Raw genomic sequence first — 20,090 nt, forward strand, 5'->3', positions numbered from 1 at the left:
TTATTATTTCACAATTGTTCAAATTTCACTAATGATAAGAATAAATCTTATAAGTTAGCGAAGTATTCTAAAGTACGAACTAATTGAGCAGTGTATGACATTTCGTTGTCATACCAAGCAACAGTTTTAACTAATTGTTTGTCGCCAACTGTCATAACTTTTGTTTGAGTTGCATCGAATAATGAACCGTAAGTCATACCTACGATATCAGAAGAAACGATTTCGTCTGTGTTATAACCATAAGATTCGTTAGCAGCTTTTTCCATTACTGCATTCACTTCATCAACAGTAACTTCTTTGTCTAATACAGTAACTAATTCAGTTAATGAACCAGTAGCTACAGGAACACGTTGAGCAGCGCCATCTAATTTACCGTTCAATTCTGGGATTACTAAGCCGATTGCTTTAGCAGCACCAGTTGAGTTAGGTACGATGTTTGCAGCAGCAGCGCGCGCACGACGGAAGTCGCCTTTAGGATGTGGTCCGTCTAATGTCATTTGGTCACCTGTGTAAGCGTGGATAGTTGTCATTAAACCTTCAACAACACCAAAGTTGTCATGTAAAGCTTTAGCCATTGGAGCTAAGCAGTTTGTAGTACAAGAAGCGCCTGAAATTACAGTTTCTTCTCCAGTTAATGTTTCATGGTTTGTGTTGTAAACGATTGTTGGTACATCGTTACCACCAGGAGCTGAAATAACTACACGTTTTGCACCAGCAGTTAAATGTTTTTCAGCAGCTTCTTTAGAAGTAAAGAAACCAGTACATTCTAAAACGATGTCTACGCCTAATTCGCCCCATGGTAATTCTTCAGGGTTACGGTTAGCTAAAACTTTGATTTCTTTGCCGTTAACGTTGAATGAACCTTCGTGAACTTCAACTGTACCGTTGAAACGGCCTTGAGTTGTGTCATATTTTAACAAGTGTGCTAACATTTTAGCATCTGTTAAGTCGTTGATTGCAACTACTTCGATTCCTTCTACATCTTGGATACGACGGAAAGCTAAGCGTCCGATACGTCCAAATCCATTAATACCTACTTTAACTGTCATTAAAGATTTCCTCCTTATGAAAATCAAAAATTTTTTATTTTAAAGGGTTACCCCTTTTAAAATCTCGTTTGCGGCAGCTTCATCTGTGATGAGCCACGTTTGTTTTGGTGCATTTTTCATATATGCGCGAATGGCTTTGGCTTTCGTTTTGCCGCCCGCAATTGCGACGACATAGGGAATTTCTTGTAAGTTTTTTAATTGAAGGCCAATTCGTGGAATTTTATAGACCACTTTTCCTTCTTCATCAAAGAAATAACCAAACGATTCTGCCACGGCATTTTTTTGTTTGAGCATAACCATTTCGTCATCAGACATTTTTCGGCGTGCCGCCATGTGCAACGCTCGACCAATACTGTGCACCACACAGTTGGCATGACTAATTAACGTAAGAACTTCTTGAATCGAGGGTTCTTGTAATAAACTATTATACGTTTCACGACTCAATTGTTCTGGGACATATAACGCCCGGTAGTTACCACCCGTTTTGTTGGCCATTACAGCACTAATTGAATTGGCTTGGACAGAAACTGCTTCACCAATCCCTCCTCTGGCTGGAACAAACAAATTATGACGTTTTTCAGTTTCTAGTGATCCCATATTTTCGGCCACCATGGCCATTGTTGTCCCACCCATAACCGCAATTGTATTCTCACCATTTGGCAAGAGTAAATTCAGCGTATTGGTTAAGACATCTCCAAAGTCCGAAAGAACTTTCTTTTGGATATCACTATCTCCTGCAACAACGATACAACGTTGAATGCCAAAGTACTGTGTCATTTCTTTTTCGATTTGGTGCATACCAAGCAATTGATTCATGACTAATTCTAAACCTTGGTAGACTTCCAAACCGCGTTCTGTTAATGTCATCCCGCTTTTTGAAGATTCAATCAGGTTGAGTTGCTTTAAAACATCTGTTTCTGTACGCAAGACTCGCTCTGTAATTCCCATCGTTTCTGATAAACTTCTACGTCCAATAGGTTGCATCCAATAAATATTGCGAAGAATTTGGAATCTTTCTTGTAATACATCGAGCATATCTGGAGCAACTGCTTCAATCATTTTAAATTCTTTTAACATGATGCGCTCCTTTTGTGGGTCGAAATATGTCCAAGTAAGACTGAAAACGACCTATGAACTTTAAAAAAATAGAATTGATGTTCGTTTTTCCTACTATTTATTCATAACAGTATTAAAAGTACTTATCAATTACACACTTAGTGTACCAGTTTTTTTGGGTCTTTTCAATAAAAATGATTCTTTTTTCATCGTTTTCTTTCAAATCCAAACAAAGCATTCGTTTGCGAGAAACAATAGCTACTTATTTCCGAATAATTAGATTTAATTAAACCAAAAGCAAAGGAATTCACGAACGTCTTTCAATTAACTTCTTGTTTAAATGGGAATTTCAGGTCCTCACACAAAGCATTTTTTTACTTATTTTTCAAAAAAAGCAACGAAAGAATAGACACAGCCATTCTCTCGTTGCTTCATATCCTTTTATTTGTAATCTTCTTCGTAAAAACGTCCTAAAATTTTGACATTATCTGAGATGCTGACAAAGGCATTCGGATCGCTTTCTTTCATGGCTGCTTCTAAACTTGGCAACTCAAAGCGTGTCACAATAGTTAGCAAAACAGTTTGGCGGTCGTGGCGATATGCCCCTTCCGCTTCATGAATAATTGTAATACCACGGCGCATTTTCTTTTGAATCTCATCCACGACTCGATCTGGGTTTTTAGTGACAATCATAACTTGCATTTTCTTTTGCTTAGTATAAACAGCATCTGTGACCTTTCCACTTACAAAAATTGATAACGCACTGTAGAACATGTACTGCCAGCCAAATAAATAACCTGCAACGAAGACAATTAGTGCGTTAAAATAAATGGAAATCGAGCCAACGGAACGCCCCGTTTTTTTCCGAATGGTAATGCTTAGAATATCTAAGCCCCCAGAAGAAACCCCGTTTTTTAAAACAAAACCAATTCCTGATCCAGAAATCGCCCCACCAAAAATAGCACAGATAATTGGATCTTGAGTCATCACCGTTTGCGGAACAATATGCATAAATAATGAAGTTAAAGTCACGGTAATGAAAGTAAAAATTGTAAACTTCTTACCTATTTTCTTCCACGCAATAAAGAATAACGGCACATTTAACAGATACAATGTAATGGAGACAGGCACATTAAAACCGACAATTTTTGTTGAGAGGGTTGTTAAAATTTGTGCCAAGCCTGTTAAGCCACTGGAATAAATATTTCCTGGTTGATAGAAAAAGTTCATGGCAATTGATGCAAGAATAGCATAGACAATCGACACGGAAAATTTTGTTGTATAGTCATGAACTGGCAGTCCGTCATAAATTTTTTTCATAAATAATAGCCTCGTTTCAGGTTTTCAATAAATTACATTTCTTTTCATATTATACGTGGTTTACCGAGAGAAAAAAAGAGATTCCTATAATAATTACGGAAGATTCATCAAATGTTTATAGAAATGAAAAAAGAACGAAATCTTAACGATTTCGTTCTTGGGTTGTTTCATAATGGGCTCTTGGTCCACCAATATATTTAGGACGAGAATATAATGCTGTAACATGGGCCGCACCTAACGTTCGAATGCTCAAGCGAAGAGGAACTTGCACATGTTTTACATGCATACCGATAGATGTATCGCCAATGTCAATCCCTGCTTGAGCAACAATATGCTCCACTTCCACAGGTTCATCAAATTTTTCAAAGGCAGCCACTGAACAAGAACCGCCAGCATGTAATTGCGGTACTACAGAGACAATTTCAAAGCCTTTTTCTTCAGCCACACGACGTTCCATCGCTAAAGCACGATTAATATGTTCGCATCCTTGGACAGCCAAAGAGATGCCTTTTTTGTCTAATTGTTCAATTAAGGTTGAGACAATCCATTGTCCTACTTCGGCACTGGAATTTTTACCAATGACGCCACCTACTACCTCACTGGTGGTACAACCTAAAACAAATAGGTCCCCTTTTTGTAAATTTCCTGCTGTAATGACTTCTTCTGTAATTGTCACTAACTGTTCTTTTAACATTTTTTCATCGATAGTCATTTGTTCATCCTTCTTTCTTCTAAACGACCATTTTTTGGTAACACACGTTTTAATGTTTGACTAAGGGGCAATGCTACAATCACCCCAAATAAGGATTGAATGATATTCCCTGGTAAAGAGGCAATCCCCGCACCCACGCCGTAAAGCCAGCTAGTCGCTAAAGCATACCCGCTAATCATGAGGAGACTGGCTAAAAGTAATCCTAGCGTTTGCATCTTTTTACTTTTATTAAAGAAGTGACCTGCTAACCACCCTTGTCCGCCATGAATCAATAACGAAAAAACGAACCATTGTGGATAGCCTGACAATAAATCAATTAAACCACCGCTTAAAGCTCCGACTGTCAAGCCACCAATCGGACCAAAAAGTAAACTAGCAATGTAAATCCCTGCATCCGCCAATGTAACAAAGCCATTTGTTGCTGGGACGGGGATAATAAAGACCATTGACACAGCCACTGTTAAAGCGGTAATTACTGCATATAGACTAATTTTTCTTGTCATTATCCGCCACACCTCCTGCTAGTAATCCTTCATGCCACACACTTCCAAAAGCTGCATTTAGCTGGACCCCAGAAACAATGGCTTCATGAACGTATGTTTTTGCTAAATCAACTGCTTCAATTAACGGATATCCTTTAACTAAATTCGCACCAATTGCAGAGGCAAAGGAACAACCAGCGCCATCAATGGTGTGGGCCATTACTTTTTCTTTGACCAATTGAATATGTTGTTGTCCATCATAAAAAAAGTCACGTGCTTCTTGGCCAAGCCAACGATTACCACCTTTAATCACCACCGTTGCCGCTCCTAAAGAGTTTAACTCTTCCGCCGCTTGTTGGACTTCTTCAACGGTTGTTAATTTTCTGCCAATGAGTAATTCTGCTTCTTTTAAATTAGGCGTTATAATCGTTGCGAATGGAAAAAGTTTTTCAATCAATAACTGCATGTATCTTTTTTCATAAACTGAAGTCGTTTCTTTAAAAGCCAAGACAGGATCCAACACCACCGGCAGACCTGCGTGCTTTTTCAAAAAGGTTGCAATTTGTAACATACTTTCTTCACTGTGAATCAAGCCAATCTTGATGCCGTCTAAACTCCCGGCAGGTATGGAAGCGAGTTGCTCTTTCACCAAAAAAGTCTCAAGGTCATGAATCTGAAAATGATTCTTGGGGGCTGTAGCAAGGCAAGTTAAAGTTGATAAGCCAAAGACTTGATGATTTTCAAACGTTTTTAAATCTGTTTGAATCCCGCCACCTGAAAAAGGATCGGAACCGCCAATTGTTAAAATTATTTTTGTCATTTGTTTCGCTCCTTTATACACTCAGTTATCATACAAAGTTTTCTAAAAAGAAAAAACAGCCAATTGGCAGATTTTTAGCTCAGCCACTTTTTAAGTCTTTCGTTATCTTTTTCCTTTCCAAAAAAAGAGTGACCTCATCCGTCAATGAAGTCACTCTTTCTTTGGATTTAACACTTATTCGTCAATGGCTGTTACATCAATGTTTAATTCAAACAATTGTAATGGAGAAACTAAACTTGGTGCGTTGTTCATTGGGTCAATTGCTTTCCCGTTTTTAGGGAAGGCAATCACTTCACGAATATTTTCTTCCCCAGCCAATAGCATTGCTAAGCGGTCTAGCCCTAAAGCAATCCCTCCATGTGGCGGGAAGCCGTAATCTAATGCGTCTAGCAAGAAACCAAATTGGTCTTGTGCTTCTTCTTTTGTAAAACCTAACGTTTCAAACATTTTTTCTTGTAATTCTCGTGTATGGATCCGTAATGAGCCGCCACCTAATTCGTAGCCGTTTAAGACAACATCGTAAGCTTCAGCATACACAGAGGCTGGGTCTGTTGCTAAGCGGGCCACATCCTCTGCTTTTGGTTGTGTAAATGGATGATGAGCAGAAACATAGCGACCAGCTTCTTCATCATATTCAAACAACGGCCAATCCACAATCCACAAGAAATTGAATTTCGATTCATCAATTAAACCTAATTCTTTACCTAAACGTGTACGTACCGCACCTAAAGCAGCGGCTACGATTTCAGGTTTATCGGCACCAAACATTAAAATATCACCGACTTCTGCATTGGTAGCAGCAATTAATTCATCACTAACTTCTGTTAAGAATTTAGCAATCGGTCCTTTTAAGCCATCTTCTTCAACTTTTAACCAAGCTAAGCCTTTTGCACCAAATTGACTCACATACTTACCTAAGTTATCCATATCTTTACGAGAATACTTATCTGCGGCGCCTTTTGCATTCAAAGCCTTCACATGTCCACCATTTTCCAACGCTGCTTGGAAAACTTTGAAGTCTACGTCTTTCACTACATCTGCAACATCAATTAATTCCATAGCAAAACGAGTGTCGGGTTTATCGCTACCATAGCGTGCCATTGCTTCGTCATAGCTCATTCGTGGAAACGGAACAGAAATCTCAATTCCTTTTGTCTCTTTCATCACTTCAGCCAACATATTTTCTGTATATGTTTGAATTTCTTCTGGTGTTAAAAAGGTCGTTTCGATATCGATTTGTGTAAATTCTGGCTGACGGTCGCCTCGTAAATCTTCATCACGGAAACAGCGAACGATTTGGTAATAGCGATCGAAGCCTGCCCCCATTAATAATTGTTTAAAGAGTTGTGGTGATTGTGGTAAAGCATAAAAATGACCGGCATGGACACGAGAAGGAACCAAATAATCGCGAGCGCCTTCTGGTGTTGATTTGCCTAAATAAGGAGTTTCAATGTCTAAAAAGTCATGATTATCTAAATAGTGACGGATTGTTTTCGTTACTTGGTGACGTAATTTAATGTTGTTTGTCATTGATGGACGACGTAAATCTAAATAACGATATTTCATGCGCAATTCGTCATTAACGTTATTGTCATCTTCAATGGTAAATGGCGTTGTTTTCGCAGTATTTAAAATCGTAATGTCAGTCGCCATCACTTCAAACTCGCCAGTTTTCATTTTTGGATTAATCGCTTCTTTATCACGATAAACGACTTGACCTTTAACTTCGATGACGTATTCACTACGACATTTATCAGCAATTTCCCATGCTTCTTTTGACTTTTCTGGGTTAAAGACCACTTGGACGATTCCTTCACGGTCACGTAAATCAATAAAGATAACGCCTCCTAAGTCACGACGTTTTTGAACCCATCCTTTTAATACAACTTCTTTTTCAATAAATTCGGCAGATACATTGCCGCAATAGGTTGTGCGTTTTGCCATTTCTCAATCTCTCCTTTTTATTCTTCAATCATTTTTGTCATCATTTCGTCATACACTTCATCAAATGAATCATGAATAGCACTTAACGGGAAGGATTTTTCTTCGCGTGTTGCCATTGATTTTACGTTGACAATGCCTTCATTCAATTCATTTTCACCGATTGTTAAAACTAATTTTGCTTGTAATTTATCGGCCGTTTTAAATTGCGCTTTTGGTTTGCGATTCATGTAATCACGATCAGCTGAGAAACCAAAGTTACGAATGCTTTGAACAAGTTGCAAAGCTGCGACGTTTGTTTCTGAACCAATGCCAACCACATATGCGTCTAATTCAGATAACGCTGGAATCACAACTTCTTCAGCTTCCATTGTTAACAACACTCGCTCAATGCCCATACCAAAACCAAAACCTGGTGTGTCTGGGCCGCCTAATTCTTCAACTAAACCATTGTATCGGCCTCCTGCACAAATAGTTGATTGCGCACCCATTTTAGGCGCTTCACTCATAATCTCAAAAATTGTGTGTGTGTAATAATCCAGTCCGCGAACCATATTACTATCAATTTCATAAGGAATTTCTAGTAAATCTAACATATCAGTTACTGCTTCAAAATGTGCTTTAGATGGTTCATTTAAATAATCTAAAATGGAGGGTGCTTCTGCGACAATCACCTTGTCTTTTTTATCTTTGCTGTCTAACACCCGCAATGGATTTTCGTGTAAGCGACGTTGTGAATCCTCGCTTAATTCTGCCATATGGGGCTCTAAATAATCGATTAATGCTTGACGGTACGTAGCACGTGTTTCTTTATCCCCCAAGGAATTAATAACTAATTTGATTTGTTGGATGCCTAATTGTTTGAAGAAGTCCAAAGCCATAGCCATAATTTCAACATCCAATGCTGGGTTTTCACTACCAAATGCTTCCACACCAATTTGATGGAATTGACGCAAACGACCAGCTTGTGGGCGTTCATAGCGGAACATTGGCCCCATGTAATAGGTTTTATATGGTTTCGTATATTCCGGACCATATAATTTATTTTCAACGAAGGCCCGAACAATTGGCGCTGTCCCCTCAGGACGTAGCGTCACGTGACGGTCTCCTTTATCATAAAAATCATACATTTCTTTTGAAACAATATCTGTAGTATCGCCAACACTGCGAGATATCACTTCATAATGTTCAAAAATCGGGGTTCTGATTTCTTGGTATTGATAATCTTTAAAAATCAAACGAGCTGTTTCTTCCACAAATTGCCATTTTTCAGAAGTTCCTGGCAAAATATCGTTTGTTCCTTTTGGTTTTTGATAACTCATTGTCTTTCTCTCCTTCTATCATTCCACAAAAATGTGTGCGCCATTTTCTTTTTTCTAAAAATGAAAAAAGCCCTTGTATGTTGAACATACAAGGGCGTAAAAGTCTCTTTTACACGGTACCACCTAGTTTTGAAAGATTTTACTCTTTCCTCAACGATTAACGCTCGTAACGGGACGGCTTTTCTTCCGTCCATCTCCAGAATGTCTTTCACTTTCACTGTTGAAGTTGCTCTCAGCCACGGCAACTCTCTCTTCGCAGACAGATGAAACTTACTCGTTCCTTCGTAGATTTTTAATATTATCTATAAACTACTAAAGTTCTCTTAGAAAGTCAAGGGGTTCCGACAGGAAAATCAATTATTTTTCTCGTGTATCAATCACAATGGTCACTGGACCATCATTGGTCAACGATACTTGCATATCCGCGCCAAATTCTCCTGTGGCTACCGCTATTCCTTCTGCTTCTAATTGTTGATTAAATAATTCATACAAAGGAATCGCCACATCTGGACGAGCCGCTTCAATAAAACTGGGACGATTGCCTTTTTTAGTTTTTGCATAGAGGGTAAATTGAGAGATACTCAGAATTGATCCTTCAATCTCTTGAATGCTGCGATTCATTTTTCCTTCGTCATCTTCAAAAACACGTAATTTACTGATTTTGCCAACAACATAAGCCACATCTTCTGGCGTGTCTTCTTGATGAATGCCCACCAGCACCATGAAGCCTTGTTTGATTTGTCCCACTATCTGCTCTTCTATCGCAACTTGTGCTTGACTGACTCTTTGAATAACTACTTTCATCTTTTTTGCCTCACTTTTAACACTTACCCATTGGTTCGACGAACACTATAAACATCTGGTACACTTTTAATTTTGTCAACGATGGTTTTTAAATGAGAAAGGTTTTGAATTTTCACAGTGACATGAATCTGGGCCATCTTATCTTTGGATGGACGAGCTTCAACGCCGACTAAATTTTTTGTCATCGAACTAATGACTTGTAAAACATCACTAAGTAAGCCACTACGATCATAGCCGTAAATCTCCAAATCGGCAGCGTATTCTTTGCGACTGTGCTCGGTATCTTCCCACTCAACTTCAATTAGACGTTGTGCTAGTTCTTCTTGATGTTGTACGTTAGGACAGTCCGCACGATGAATTGAAACGCCCCGTCCTTTGGTAATGTAACCAACGATTTCATCACCAGGCACTGGATTACAACAGCGGCTTAAACGAATCAATAGGTTGTCCACCCCTTGAATCACGATGCCGCCTTCATGACGAACTTTCATTTTTTCTGATTCTTTTTTAGCTGGCTGATTTAACAACTCTTCTGCTTCTTGACGTTGGCGTTCCAACTCTTGTTCGCGGCGTTCTTTTTCTGTTAAACGATTGCACACTACTTGCGCACTTACTTCGCCATAACCTACTGCCGCAAATAAATCATCTTCCGTTTGAAATTTAAATTTATCTAGCACTTCCGCCATTTTATTCTTCGTTAAAAATTCTTTCGGTGTAAAGCCGATTTCTGTCATGTATTTAATGACAGCATCATGCCCTTTAATAATGTTATCTTCACGGTCTTGTTCTTTAAAGAAACGTTTGATTTTATTTTTGGCTTTACTTGTTTTAACCATTTTCAGCCAGTCGCGACTAGGTCCGAAAGAATTCGGTGATGTTAAGACTTCAATAATATCCCCATTTTTTAGGACATAGTCTAACTGTACCATTTTGCCGTTGACCTTCGCACCGGTTGTTTTATTCCCAATTTCAGTATGAATGCTGTAGGCAAAATCTAGTGGTCCGGAGCCTTTTGGCAGTTCGGTTACATCTCCACTTGGCGTAAAGACATAGACTTTGTCGCTAAAAATGTCTTCTTTCACACCTTGCATAAATTCAGAAGCATCATAGCTTTCATCTTGTAATTCAATAATTTCATGGAACCAATCGACTTGCTTCGTCAGTTCATCTGTTTCAATTTTTTCCGCTTTGCCTTCTTTATAGGCCCAGTGAGCCGCCACCCCAAATTCGGCGATTTGGTGCATCTCATGGGTCCGAATTTGGACCTCTACTGGATTCCCTTTTGGCCCAATAACTGTCGTATGGATAGATTGATACATATTCGCTTTTGGCATAGCAATATAATCTTTAAAGCGACCTGGCATTGGTGTCCAACGTGTATGAATCGCCCCTAACACGGCATAGCAATCTTTAATGGAATCGACAATAACACGAATCGCTAATAAGTCATAGATTTCATTAAACTGTTTCTTTTGGTCCTTCATTTTACGATAGATTGAATAAATATGTTTTGGTCGACCATATATTTCTGCGTAAATTTCTAAATCTTCCGTAGCTAAACGAATATCTTCGACTGCTTCTGCCACATAAGCTTCACGTTCATCGCGTTTGCTTTGCATCAAATTAACAATTCGATAGTATTGGTTGGGGTTAATATAACGTAAGGCCGTATCTTCTAATTCCCATTTAATTCGACTAATCCCTAAGCGATGTGCTAAAGGCGCATAAATTTCTAAAGTTTCTTGTGCAATCCGTCGTTGCTTATCTTCACGTAAATGTTTTAATGTGCGCATATTGTGCAAACGATCGGCTAGTTTCACCATAATAACCCGTAAATCTTGCGCCATTGCCAATAACATTTTCCGATGATTTTCAGCTAATTGTTCTTCATGAGATTTATATTTAATTTTTCCTAGTTTCGTTACGCCATCGACTAACATTGCGATGTCTTCGCCAAATTCTTCTTTTAAATCGTCCAGTGTTACGTCCGTATCTTCGACAACATCATGTAAAAATCCTGTTGCTACAGTATGGGGATCCATATGTAATTCAGCCAGAATGCCTGCCACTTGAATCGGATGGATGATGTAAGGTTCACCTGATTGTCGGACTTGACCTTCGTGTGCTTTTTCAGCATAAGTTAATGCTTTTTGAACCAACTCAACATGTTCTGGTCCCATATAGGTACTTACAATTTTGATGACCGCTGGGCCTGTCAGTATTTCTTCTTTTGGCATGGTATTCACTCCTCTATGAAGGTGACCTTTGGATAAAGAACACTTCGTTCACGTTTTATCTATTTTAATAAAAAAGAAAAGTACCACTTGAAACAGTAGCACTTTCAACAACTCTATTATACTAAATTTCCCTTAAATTTCAATCACTGTCGCTTTTTTACTCTCTGTTTATTCAAAGAGAATGCTTACAAGAATTTTACAGGCGGGCTTTCGTTTAATTTAAAAGTTCCATTTGGTAGCTAACCGCACTTAAAAGATACAACGGTGCTGTTTCTGCTCGTAAAATTCTCGGACCCAACCCGCAAAGTTTCGCCCCAGCCTGCAGAAATTGTTCAATTTCTTGCGGTGCAAAGCCACCTTCAGGTCCAAAGAGCACACACAAACGTGCGCCTGGCTGGCAAGTGGATAATACTTGTGCTAATTGACTTTTTTCTCCTTGTTTTGCTGATTCTTCATACGCAACCAAGACTGTGTCATATGAGTCAAATTGCGCAATGATTTCTTGTGTTTTTTCCACCAAAAAAACACTTGGTGTCTGCTGCCGATGCGATTGCTCCGCCGCTTCTGTGGCAATTTTTTGTAATCTTTTTTCTTTGGCTGCTCTTTTTTTGTGGTCCCATTTGACAACGGAAGTTTTCGCAGGAAAGCCGATAAACTGATTGCCACCTAGCTCCGTGCCTTTTTGAACAATCCATTCTAACTTGTCCCCTTTTGGTAACCCACACGCAATCGTCACTTCAATTGGCAATTCTTTGTCCATTTCTTCTTTACTAATTTCTTTAAAGTAAACAGATGTTGAATCAATTTCCACAATCTCAGCTAAAATGGCAGTTTTATTTTGAAATACTAAATAACAACGATCATTCGGCGTCATTCGCATAACTCGCACAATATGATGATAGTTTTCATCTGCGACTTTATACAAATCTTTTTCTTGATAATCTTCTTTCATGAAATACCGTTGCATTTTACTCTTCCTCTGGTTTCTTCAAGATAATCGCATACCAATCGCCTTGATTAAAGAGTTGGTCCACCACAAACCCGACTTTCGTTAGTGCTTCTAAAACCATTGCTTTTTTATCTTCAATAATTCCAGAAATAATGAAGGTACCGTCTTGTTTTAGCAAACGCCAAGCATCTTCAATCATTAACACAATAATATCTGCCAAAATATTTGCGACGATTACATCAGCAGAATGGTCAATCCCTTTTAGTAAATCATTGGCTGACACATGAACATCGGCCGCAACGGGATTTAAATCCATATTTTCTTTTGCCGCTGCAACTGCTACTTCATCTAAATCATATGCGTAGACGTCTTTAGCCCCTAAATAGCGACTTGCAATACTCAAAACACCAGAACCCGTTCCTACATCTAGAACTGTTTCGCCACCACGTAAAACAGTTTCTAAAGCTTGCAAGGTTAAACGAGTCGTTGGATGCGTGCCTGTACCGAAAGCCATGCCCGGATCCAATGTGATAATTTTTTCTGCTTCATCTTGTGCGTGATAGGCTTCCCAACTTGGCACAATCGTTAAGAATCGTGTGACACGGACAGGATGATAATATTTTTTCCAAGCAGTTGCCCAGTCGCTTTCTGCTACTTCACTAATTGTCATTTCGTTTTTACCAATGGATAAGCCGTACTCAGGCAAGCGTAAAATATTTTCTTTCATAAATGGTAAAATTTCTGGTAAGAAGGTTGTTTCAGGAAAATAAGCCATCACAATCGCCCCTTCTTTAATGTGGGTGAATTGCTCTTTATCTAAAATTTCCCCATACAGATCACTTTCAAAATTTTCAATGTCCAACGCATCTTCAATGGCCACACCACTTGCGCCAGCTTCCATCATAATGTTTGAAATTGCTTCAACTGCTTCGCTAGCCGTTTCTACTTTTACTTCTGTCCACTTCATGTTCTCACCTCTAAATTAATAACTTGGATACGCAATCCATTGTTCTTTTTCTGTTTCTGCCACTTTTTTAATCATCGCTTCAAAATCTGCTGGCTCCCAATGCAATTCAAAAACTTCCGCTGTTTCATCTGATAAAAAGTCTAACAAATCACTTTGCCCTTCATCTAAAACCACTTTTAAATAGTGAATGAATCCGTCTAAAACTGCTTTGCGTAGCCCTTTTTTTCCTTCATAAGGAATTGTGACTAAATACTCTTCATCATCAACGACTGACTTTTGCGGATTATAAAATAACAAGCCATCTTCAAATTCAATGAATTCTTCTTCTGAAAGCGTACCGTCAACATCATCAATCGCCACTTGTTCATTGTTTTCTGCATATAAACGAACAATGACTTCGATGGTATGGTTTTTGCGATCCCAATCAAGGCCTACTTCGTAATCTGCTAAGTGTTTTTCAAGTTGTTCCTCTAAGTATGTGAGCATTGTTGCTTTTTTCATTTTCTTCATCCTTCCAGCCAAAATCTATTTGGTCTACTGCTGTTCTTTTTTGTTTAGAAATATATGGATTGCCAGCCACGACGTATCTTAAAGGCAACTCTGTCCAACGACCTTTATTGGGAATCCCAATTCGTGGTAGTGCCTCAATTTTTTTCGGAAATTTTCGTTTTTCTGGCACGAGCCGTAACGAACTAGAAAAAATCGACTGCCCATATAATTGCTTATCAATTCCTAAGGCTGCAACTAATTTACCTGGTCCATTGGTCAATTCCACGCCTTGACGTCCTTGGCGATTTTCAATCATTTTGTCAACACCTTCAACAGGTTCAATCGCACGGATCATCACCCCTTGTGGTTTGCCTTGTTCTTGTGTCACCATATTTAAAATTAAATGCGTGTGCATAGTATATAAATAAATCGTGCCTGGTTTGTCATACATGGCTTGTAAGCGTGGCGTTTTTCTCAAGCCAAAGCTATGGGCCGCCTCATCATCAGGACCTAAATAAGCTTCTGCATCCACAATGTACCCACCTAAAACGCCTGTTGCTGTTTCGTTCTCTAAATACATCCCTAACAAATATTGTGCCACTTCTTCAGTTGTTTTTGTGTTAAAGATATTTATCGTTTCTTTCATTTCTTTCACCACTCCCTATCATACACGAAACCTTCCGCTATATCCATCTAAAACCCAAAAAACCACCAAAAAGCGAATGTACGTTCTTTATGTTATAATAAGATGATTATGAAAAAGGAGGTCCTTTTATGCAACAACCTTTAGCCTATCGAATGCGACCTCGTCACTTAGACGAAGTGGTTGGTCAACAACATTTAGTCGGCCCTGGTAAAATTATTCGTCGGATGGTCGAAGCCAAAATGCTTTCATCGATGATTCTTTATGGGCCGCCTGGCACTGGAAAAACCAGTATTGCCAGCGCAATCGCTGGTTCAACAAATTATGCCTTTCGCATGTTGAACGCGGCCACAGACACTAAAAAAGATTTACAAATCGTTGCTGAAGAAGCCAAAATGAGTGGCACAGTGATTTTACTGCTTGATGAAATTCACCGATTAGATAAAACAAAACAAGATTTTTTGCTCCCTCATTTAGAAAACGGACGAATTATTATGATTGGAGCCACTACCGAAAATCCATATATCACAATTAATCCTGCGATTCGTAGTCGCACGCAAATTTTTGAAGTAAAGCCTTTAACAGAAACAGACATTCAGCAAGCGATTCAAGAAGCCTTAACCGATAGCACACGTGGCTTAGGCGATTATCCCGTCCACTTAGAAGAAAAAGCATTACAACATTTGACACGCGCCACGAACGGTGACTTACGTAGTGCGCTAAATGGACTAGAATTAGCTGTTAAATCAACACCCAAAAATGAACAAGGCGAAATTAAGATCACCTTACCGATTATTGAAGAGTGCGTGCAACGAAAAGCCATAACCCATGATAAAGATGGCGATGCCCATTATGACGTGATTTCCGCTTTCCAAAAGTCGATCCGAGGAAGCGATGTAGATGCTGCACTTCATTATTTGGGTCGCTTAGTTGAAGCAGGTGATTTACCGATTATTTGTCGTCGTTTAATGGTCATTGCTTACGAGGATATCGGTCTTGGGAATCCTGCGGCCGCCGCTCGGACAGTCACCGCTGTTCAAGCCGCCGAAAAGCTAGGGTTTCCAGAAGCTAGGATTCCTCTAGCTAGTGTCGTCATTGATTTATGTTTATCGCCAAAATCAAATTCTGCAGTCACAGCGATTGATGCTGCTTTGGCAGATATTCGACAAGGCTCTGTGGGAGAGGTTCCTGATCATTTGCGTGATGCCCACTATGCTGGAGCCAAAGAATTAAACCGTGGTATTGGTTATCAATACCCACATAATTTTGAAAACGGTTGGGTCAATCAGCAATACTTACCTGACAAATTAAAAGAGGCACGTTATTACGAGCCGATTGATATTGGTAAATATGAACAAGCCTTACATCAGCAACTCAAGCGTATCCAAGAATGGAAACAGAAAAAATAACAAAATAATACGCTTTCAAAAAAAGAAACAATCTCGTTGCCGATTTTGAGAGAGTATGCTATTATAAAGATGGTAAATCTGTGATGTACGCGTTGTCCTTTCACTGTGTTGACCGAACATTTTTATTGATATCTAGGGATCCTGCTTGTATCAAAGTTGGTAACATGCCTTTTCTTTTGGTAGTTCAATACTGCGATCGAGGAACCCACCTGCTTATCTTGCGGGTTCAATACTCTAGGACGATTACCGGCATCGACGGATTTTACCATTTTTATGAAGATTTCTAAACAATTTGCTCTGGCAAGTTGTTTTTTTTTGGAGGACAAGATGATTCGTATACTCGTACTATTACTCGCCTTTGTCACAGGCGTAGCCAGTTATTATTTGATGAAGAAAAGTGCAGCTTTTTTACCACTCTTAAAAAAAGAAACTGCAACAGAAAGTCAACAGTTTATCGAACGTTTTGGGCGTTATTACTTGATTATCGCCATTCTAGGTGTTCTAGCGGCTATTTTTAATCGCCCGTTATTGTCAATTGGTTTTATCTTTTTTGTTTTATTACTTTCAACGTTGTTTAGTTTAACTTTTGCAAAAAAAATGTCATAAAAGACGATGAATTTAAAGAGCGTGGGACAAAAATCACTTTGGATTTTTGCTCCACGCTCAAAAACTGATAAACGGCGGGAACAGAAGCAACAACTTCTAAGAGCTAAAGCTCTAAGAGTTGAAGGTCCTTCGGAAATAAGCCGGAATTGTTGAGAATCACGAAGAACGTAGTGTTTCGATGATGAACAATACCTACTTGGTCTCCAAAAATTAAAGAACAATTTTCGGAAATCCCTTCTTATTGCTGAGAAACACTATTTGCAAAGCAAATAGATGTTAAACAGTACCTACTTGGTTCTCGGAGTTAAACGCTTCTATCCCGACCTCTTTTTTTACAAAAAAATGCCAATATTCAGAAAAAAAGAAGCGGTTTCAGTTTCTTTTTTTCTTTATTTGTTTTACAATTATTATAGAAACAATTAATGATTTTTTTTACGCTGAAAGGAGCGGTTATTATGTTACAACAATATCAAAAAATTATGATAGCAATCGATGGTTCTGACGAAGCAGACTTAGCCTTTAAAAAAGCGGTCAACGTCGCTAAACGAAACGATGCTGAATTACTATTAGCACATGTTGTTGATACGCGCTCTTTCCAATCAGTGTCCTCTTTTGATGGTGCGCTAGCAGAAGAAGCAATGTCAATGGCAAAAGAAACCTTAGACACCTACCAACAACAAGCGGTGGATATGGGACAAACAAAAGTCTCTAGCGTTCTAGCCTATGGTTCTCCTAAGAACATTATTGCCAAAGAATTACCAAAAGAATACAACATTGATTTAATTATGTTAGGAGCAACTGGATTAAATGCCGTTGAGCGTTTATTTATTGGCTCTGTCTCTGAATCAGTTATCCGTAACGCTAGCTGCGATGTTCTCGTTGTACGGACGGATTTAGACAACAAATTACCAAAAAATGAAGAAAAATAAAAAGAAACTGAGCCAACTATCACTTTTGATAGTTGGCTCAGTTTTTTCTTATTTACCTATTAAGCACACCTTGTGAGAGCATCTCACAAGATGTGTTCGTTTAATTATTTTAGACGTTCTACGTCACGGGCAATCATTAACTCTTCGTCAGTTGGTACTAATAGAAGCTTGATTTTTGAATCATCAGTTGAGATAACTGCTTCTTCACCGTGTACATTATTTTTGTCATCATCGATTTCACAACCAAACCAAGTCATGCCATCAATAATATCTTTACGAACGCCAACTGCATTTTCACCGATTCCAGCAGTAAAGACAATCGCATCAACGCCATTCATAACAGTGACATAGCTACCAATGTATTTACGAATACGATCGATAAAAATGTTGTATGCTGTTTGAACTTCAGGTTTATCTAGGTTTGATTGAATATCGCGCATGTCGCTTGATAAACCATTTGTTAAACCTAATAAACCAGATTTTTTGTTTAAAATATCAACCATGTCTTGTACATCAGTCAAGCCAAGTTTTGTCATTAAATAAGGCAATAGTGACGCATCAACATCCCCTGAACGAGTCCCCATTGTAACGCCAGCAAGAGGAGTGAAGCCCATTGATGTATCGACTGATTTACCACCATCAACTGCAGTGATTGAAGCACCATTTCCTAAGTGACAAGTGATAATTTTCAAGTCTTCAATTGGACGTCCTAACATTTCTGCAGCACGTTGAGAGACATAACGATGACTTGTTCCATGTGCCCCATATTTACGTGCAGCAAATTTTTCATAATATTCACGCGGTACACTATATAAATAGTTGTGTTCTGGCATTGTTGTGTGGAACGACGTATCAAAGACTGCCACGCTAATGATTTCTGGTAAGATATGTTTAAATGCTTTAATTCCCATTGCATTCGCTGGGTTGTGTAAAGGTGCTAATTCAGATAAAGCTTCAATTTTTTCTAATACTTCGTCTGTAATAACAACAGAATCTTTAAATTCTTCTCCACCAGCAACTACACGGTGACCAACACCAGTAATTTCATCATAAGAACCTAAAATGTTTAAGTCGATTAATTGGTCTAGTAACATTTTTACTGCCACTTCATGGTTATCAATATCAACAATTACTTCATATTTTTGTCCTTCACCATATTTAATTGTGAAGATAGAATCTTTTAAGCCAATACGTTCAACGATTCCTTTAGCGATCACTTCTTCATTTGGCATTTGGTATAATTGCCATTTTAAACTTGAACTACCTGCATTAATTGCAATTGTTTTAGACATAATTTTCTCCTCTTCGTTACTATTTTATTTTAAATTTGAAGCTTTCCAAGCTTCAAATTGTTTAAAGAACTCCGTTACTTTATTGATATCTTTCAAAGAGGCAAGTTTTGCTAACAAAACTTCCTTCACTTGCTCAGCATCTGCACCCTTGTTTTGAACAAGCAAGATACTTTTACGTGATCGTTCTGACTTAAACAATTCATCAGGTAACTGTATCATTCCTTGTAAATAGACATTTTTTGTCAACCAATTTTTAAAGAATTCACTTTGCTCAGTCTCTAAAATATTGGTCGGGATTAAGAATAAGCCAAACCCTGCTGGCTTCACGTATTTCATAGCTTGCTCCATTAATAAATGATGCGCATAACTATGGCCTTCCTCAGCAGCAGCAGCAAATCCCTTTGCTCGCTCATCATTTGGATAATAGCCAATCGGCAAGTCACTTAATGCTAAATCAACTGGATCCAATAACAAATCTTGCAATCCGTCTTGATGGAACAACTGAATATTGGCTTGTGACCAAGCATTGTTCACAGAAGATACTGCCAAAAGTGTTTCATCGATATCCACACCATAACCAGAAACTTTGTAACCAGCTGTTTCAAGGTTCAGCAGAACCGTTAACAGTAAATTTCCCATTCCTGAAGCAGGATCTAAAATTTTTAATGGCTCTGATTTATTTGTTAATTGTTCTACTAAATAAACAAACAAAAAACCAATACCGTCTGGTGTCAATTGATGATTTGCTTGAAGCTGCTCTTTTCTCGTTCCTTTTAACAAAAGTAATTGGGACAAGCGTCGCACATCTTCAGGAGCTAAATCAATTTTTTTAATCGTATGATACAGCGTTTCTAATTGTTTCACTGTCTCTGGATTAGGTACTCCGTCAAGTACTCGTACTTGAAAATCATCTAAAATATTTTCACCATTTTCAATATACGCATCTAAAAAAGAAGTATCCAATGACTGTTGCAATAACTGGATTGCTTGTTCCATTGGCTCGAAAGCCTCTTCAATTTTTTCTGGGAACAAATTAGCACCTCTATTCTATTCAAAATGTAAC

Annotated in this window: 20 protein-coding genes and 1 other RNA gene; 4 read left to right on the forward strand and 17 right to left on the reverse strand. The window is 38.5% G+C overall.

Features of this window, described 5'->3' with window-relative positions:
• Positions 1-47 precede the first annotated feature (47 nt).
• From gap to MKZ30_RS08320, 15 genes are all read right to left on the reverse strand, one after another.
• A complete protein-coding gene (gene gap / locus MKZ30_RS08250; protein ID WP_002357093.1) occupies positions 48-1,049 on the reverse strand; it encodes a type I glyceraldehyde-3-phosphate dehydrogenase in 1,002 nt (333 codons plus the stop codon).
• A 39-nt stretch (positions 1,050-1,088) separates the two neighbouring features.
• Entirely contained in the window at positions 1,089-2,126 is a 1,038-nt protein-coding gene (locus MKZ30_RS08255) for a sugar-binding transcriptional regulator (RefSeq protein ID WP_033600644.1), read from the reverse strand.
• A gap of 420 nt (positions 2,127-2,546) precedes the next feature.
• Positions 2,547-3,425, reverse strand: coding sequence for a YitT family protein (locus tag MKZ30_RS08260; RefSeq protein WP_002357090.1), 879 nt, complete (start codon positions 3,423-3,425; stop codon positions 2,547-2,549).
• Positions 3,426-3,567: 142 nt separating this feature from the next.
• Entirely contained in the window at positions 3,568-4,137 is a 570-nt protein-coding gene (locus MKZ30_RS08265; protein WP_002365825.1) for a TIGR01440 family protein, read from the reverse strand.
• Positions 4,134-4,640 (reverse strand): ECF transporter S component, encoded by a 507-nt coding sequence (locus MKZ30_RS08270; protein ID WP_002395212.1) that lies wholly within the window; start codon positions 4,638-4,640, stop codon positions 4,134-4,136. Before MKZ30_RS08270 ends, MKZ30_RS08265 begins: the two co-directional genes overlap by 4 nt.
• Complete coding sequence (locus MKZ30_RS08275; RefSeq protein ID WP_050444139.1) at positions 4,624-5,460, reverse strand: bifunctional hydroxymethylpyrimidine kinase/phosphomethylpyrimidine kinase; 837 nt, start codon at positions 5,458-5,460, stop codon at positions 4,624-4,626. The genes MKZ30_RS08270 and MKZ30_RS08275 overlap by 17 nt, the downstream gene beginning before the upstream one ends.
• A gap of 153 nt (positions 5,461-5,613) precedes the next feature.
• On the reverse strand, positions 5,614-7,383 hold the full coding sequence (gene aspS, locus MKZ30_RS08280; protein ID WP_002360034.1) for an aspartate--tRNA ligase: 1,770 nt from the start codon (positions 7,381-7,383) through the stop codon (positions 5,614-5,616).
• A 17-nt stretch (positions 7,384-7,400) separates the two neighbouring features.
• The gene (gene hisS / locus MKZ30_RS08285; RefSeq protein WP_002419687.1) at positions 7,401-8,702 is read right to left on the reverse strand and encodes a histidine--tRNA ligase; all 1,302 of its coding nucleotides are present in this window, start codon (positions 8,700-8,702) and stop codon (positions 7,401-7,403) included.
• Positions 8,699-8,920 carry a hypothetical protein gene (locus tag MKZ30_RS08290; RefSeq protein ID WP_002383130.1) on the reverse strand — a complete coding sequence of 74 codons (222 nt, stop codon included), beginning with the start codon at positions 8,918-8,920 and terminating at the stop codon, positions 8,699-8,701. Before MKZ30_RS08290 ends, hisS begins: the two co-directional genes overlap by 4 nt.
• A gap of 139 nt (positions 8,921-9,059) precedes the next feature.
• On the reverse strand, positions 9,060-9,506 hold the full coding sequence (gene dtd, locus MKZ30_RS08295) for a D-aminoacyl-tRNA deacylase (RefSeq protein WP_002357080.1): 447 nt from the start codon (positions 9,504-9,506) through the stop codon (positions 9,060-9,062).
• Positions 9,507-9,529: 23 nt separating this feature from the next.
• Entirely contained in the window at positions 9,530-11,743 is a 2,214-nt protein-coding gene (locus MKZ30_RS08300; RefSeq protein WP_002357079.1) for a RelA/SpoT family protein, read from the reverse strand.
• A 214-nt stretch (positions 11,744-11,957) separates the two neighbouring features.
• Positions 11,958-12,710: a 16S rRNA (uracil(1498)-N(3))-methyltransferase gene (locus MKZ30_RS08305; protein ID WP_010715313.1), complete on the reverse strand. Its 753-nt coding sequence runs from the start codon at positions 12,708-12,710 to the stop codon at positions 11,958-11,960.
• A gap of 1 nt (position 12,711) precedes the next feature.
• Positions 12,712-13,659: a 50S ribosomal protein L11 methyltransferase gene (gene prmA / locus MKZ30_RS08310; protein ID WP_033600642.1), complete on the reverse strand. Its 948-nt coding sequence runs from the start codon at positions 13,657-13,659 to the stop codon at positions 12,712-12,714.
• 15 nt (positions 13,660-13,674) lie between these two features.
• Positions 13,675-14,160 carry a DUF3013 family protein gene (locus MKZ30_RS08315; protein WP_010713278.1) on the reverse strand — a complete coding sequence of 162 codons (486 nt, stop codon included), beginning with the start codon at positions 14,158-14,160 and terminating at the stop codon, positions 13,675-13,677.
• On the reverse strand, positions 14,117-14,794 hold the full coding sequence (locus tag MKZ30_RS08320; RefSeq protein WP_010715314.1) for a DNA-3-methyladenine glycosylase: 678 nt from the start codon (positions 14,792-14,794) through the stop codon (positions 14,117-14,119). Before MKZ30_RS08320 ends, MKZ30_RS08315 begins: the two co-directional genes overlap by 44 nt.
• Before the next feature lie 128 nt (positions 14,795-14,922).
• Between MKZ30_RS08320 and MKZ30_RS08325 the strand changes: the two genes are divergently transcribed.
• From MKZ30_RS08325 to MKZ30_RS08340, 4 genes are all read left to right on the forward strand, one after another.
• On the forward strand, positions 14,923-16,200 hold the full coding sequence (locus MKZ30_RS08325) for a replication-associated recombination protein A (RefSeq protein WP_033600641.1): 1,278 nt from the start codon (positions 14,923-14,925) through the stop codon (positions 16,198-16,200).
• Between the two features lie 72 nt (positions 16,201-16,272).
• Positions 16,273-16,466, forward strand: a non-coding RNA gene (gene ssrS / locus MKZ30_RS08330) — 6S RNA.
• 7 nt (positions 16,467-16,473) lie between these two features.
• Positions 16,474-16,806, forward strand: coding sequence for a hypothetical protein (locus MKZ30_RS08335; protein WP_025189222.1), 333 nt, complete (start codon positions 16,474-16,476; stop codon positions 16,804-16,806).
• 455 nt (positions 16,807-17,261) lie between these two features.
• A complete protein-coding gene (locus MKZ30_RS08340) occupies positions 17,262-17,735 on the forward strand; it encodes a universal stress protein (protein ID WP_002357065.1) in 474 nt (157 codons plus the stop codon).
• Between the two features lie 104 nt (positions 17,736-17,839).
• Here the strand turns inward: MKZ30_RS08340 and MKZ30_RS08345 are convergent, their stop codons facing one another.
• Positions 17,840-19,027, reverse strand: a complete 1,188-nt coding sequence (locus MKZ30_RS08345) for an acetate/propionate family kinase (RefSeq protein WP_002357064.1) — start codon at positions 19,025-19,027, stop codon at positions 17,840-17,842.
• Between the two features lie 24 nt (positions 19,028-19,051).
• The gene (locus tag MKZ30_RS08350; protein ID WP_033600640.1) at positions 19,052-20,059 is read right to left on the reverse strand and encodes a class I SAM-dependent methyltransferase; all 1,008 of its coding nucleotides are present in this window, start codon (positions 20,057-20,059) and stop codon (positions 19,052-19,054) included.
• Positions 20,060-20,090 lie beyond the last annotated feature (31 nt).

Origin of the sequence: Enterococcus sp. LX10 (assembly GCF_023539285.1) — a bacterium.
Classification (GTDB): Bacteria; Bacillota; Bacilli; order Lactobacillales; family Enterococcaceae; genus Enterococcus; species Enterococcus faecalis.

Bases quoted from the DNA above. Each gene is read 5' to 3' on its own strand.
- gap (WP_002357093.1), bottom strand. From the start codon at position 1,049: ATGACAGTTAAAGTAGGTATTAATGGATTTGGACGTATCGGACGCTTA.
- MKZ30_RS08255 (WP_033600644.1), bottom strand. From the start codon at position 2,126: ATGTTAAAAGAATTTAAAATGATTGAAGCAGTTGCTCCAGATATGCTC.
- MKZ30_RS08260 (WP_002357090.1), bottom strand. From the start codon at position 3,425: ATGAAAAAAATTTATGACGGACTGCCAGTTCATGACTATACAACAAAA.
- MKZ30_RS08265 (WP_002365825.1), bottom strand. From the start codon at position 4,137: ATGACTATCGATGAAAAAATGTTAAAAGAACAGTTAGTGACAATTACA.
- MKZ30_RS08270 (WP_002395212.1), bottom strand. From the start codon at position 4,640: ATGACAAGAAAAATTAGTCTATATGCAGTAATTACCGCTTTAACAGTG.
- aspS (WP_002360034.1), bottom strand. From the start codon at position 7,383: ATGGCAAAACGCACAACCTATTGCGGCAATGTATCTGCCGAATTTATT.
- hisS (WP_002419687.1), bottom strand. From the start codon at position 8,702: ATGAGTTATCAAAAACCAAAAGGAACAAACGATATTTTGCCAGGAACT.
- dtd (WP_002357080.1), bottom strand. From the start codon at position 9,506: ATGAAAGTAGTTATTCAAAGAGTCAGTCAAGCACAAGTTGCGATAGAA.
- MKZ30_RS08300 (WP_002357079.1), bottom strand. From the start codon at position 11,743: ATGCCAAAAGAAGAAATACTGACAGGCCCAGCGGTCATCAAAATTGTA.
- MKZ30_RS08305 (WP_010715313.1), bottom strand. From the start codon at position 12,710: ATGCAACGGTATTTCATGAAAGAAGATTATCAAGAAAAAGATTTGTAT.
- prmA (WP_033600642.1), bottom strand. From the start codon at position 13,659: ATGAAGTGGACAGAAGTAAAAGTAGAAACGGCTAGCGAAGCAGTTGAA.
- MKZ30_RS08315 (WP_010713278.1), bottom strand. From the start codon at position 14,160: ATGAAAAAAGCAACAATGCTCACATACTTAGAGGAACAACTTGAAAAA.
- MKZ30_RS08320 (WP_010715314.1), bottom strand. From the start codon at position 14,794: ATGAAAGAAACGATAAATATCTTTAACACAAAAACAACTGAAGAAGTG.
- MKZ30_RS08325 (WP_033600641.1), top strand. From the start codon at position 14,923: ATGCAACAACCTTTAGCCTATCGAATGCGACCTCGTCACTTAGACGAA.
- MKZ30_RS08335 (WP_025189222.1), top strand. From the start codon at position 16,474: ATGAAGATTTCTAAACAATTTGCTCTGGCAAGTTGTTTTTTTTTGGAG.
- MKZ30_RS08340 (WP_002357065.1), top strand. From the start codon at position 17,262: ATGTTACAACAATATCAAAAAATTATGATAGCAATCGATGGTTCTGAC.
- MKZ30_RS08345 (WP_002357064.1), bottom strand. From the start codon at position 19,027: ATGTCTAAAACAATTGCAATTAATGCAGGTAGTTCAAGTTTAAAATGG.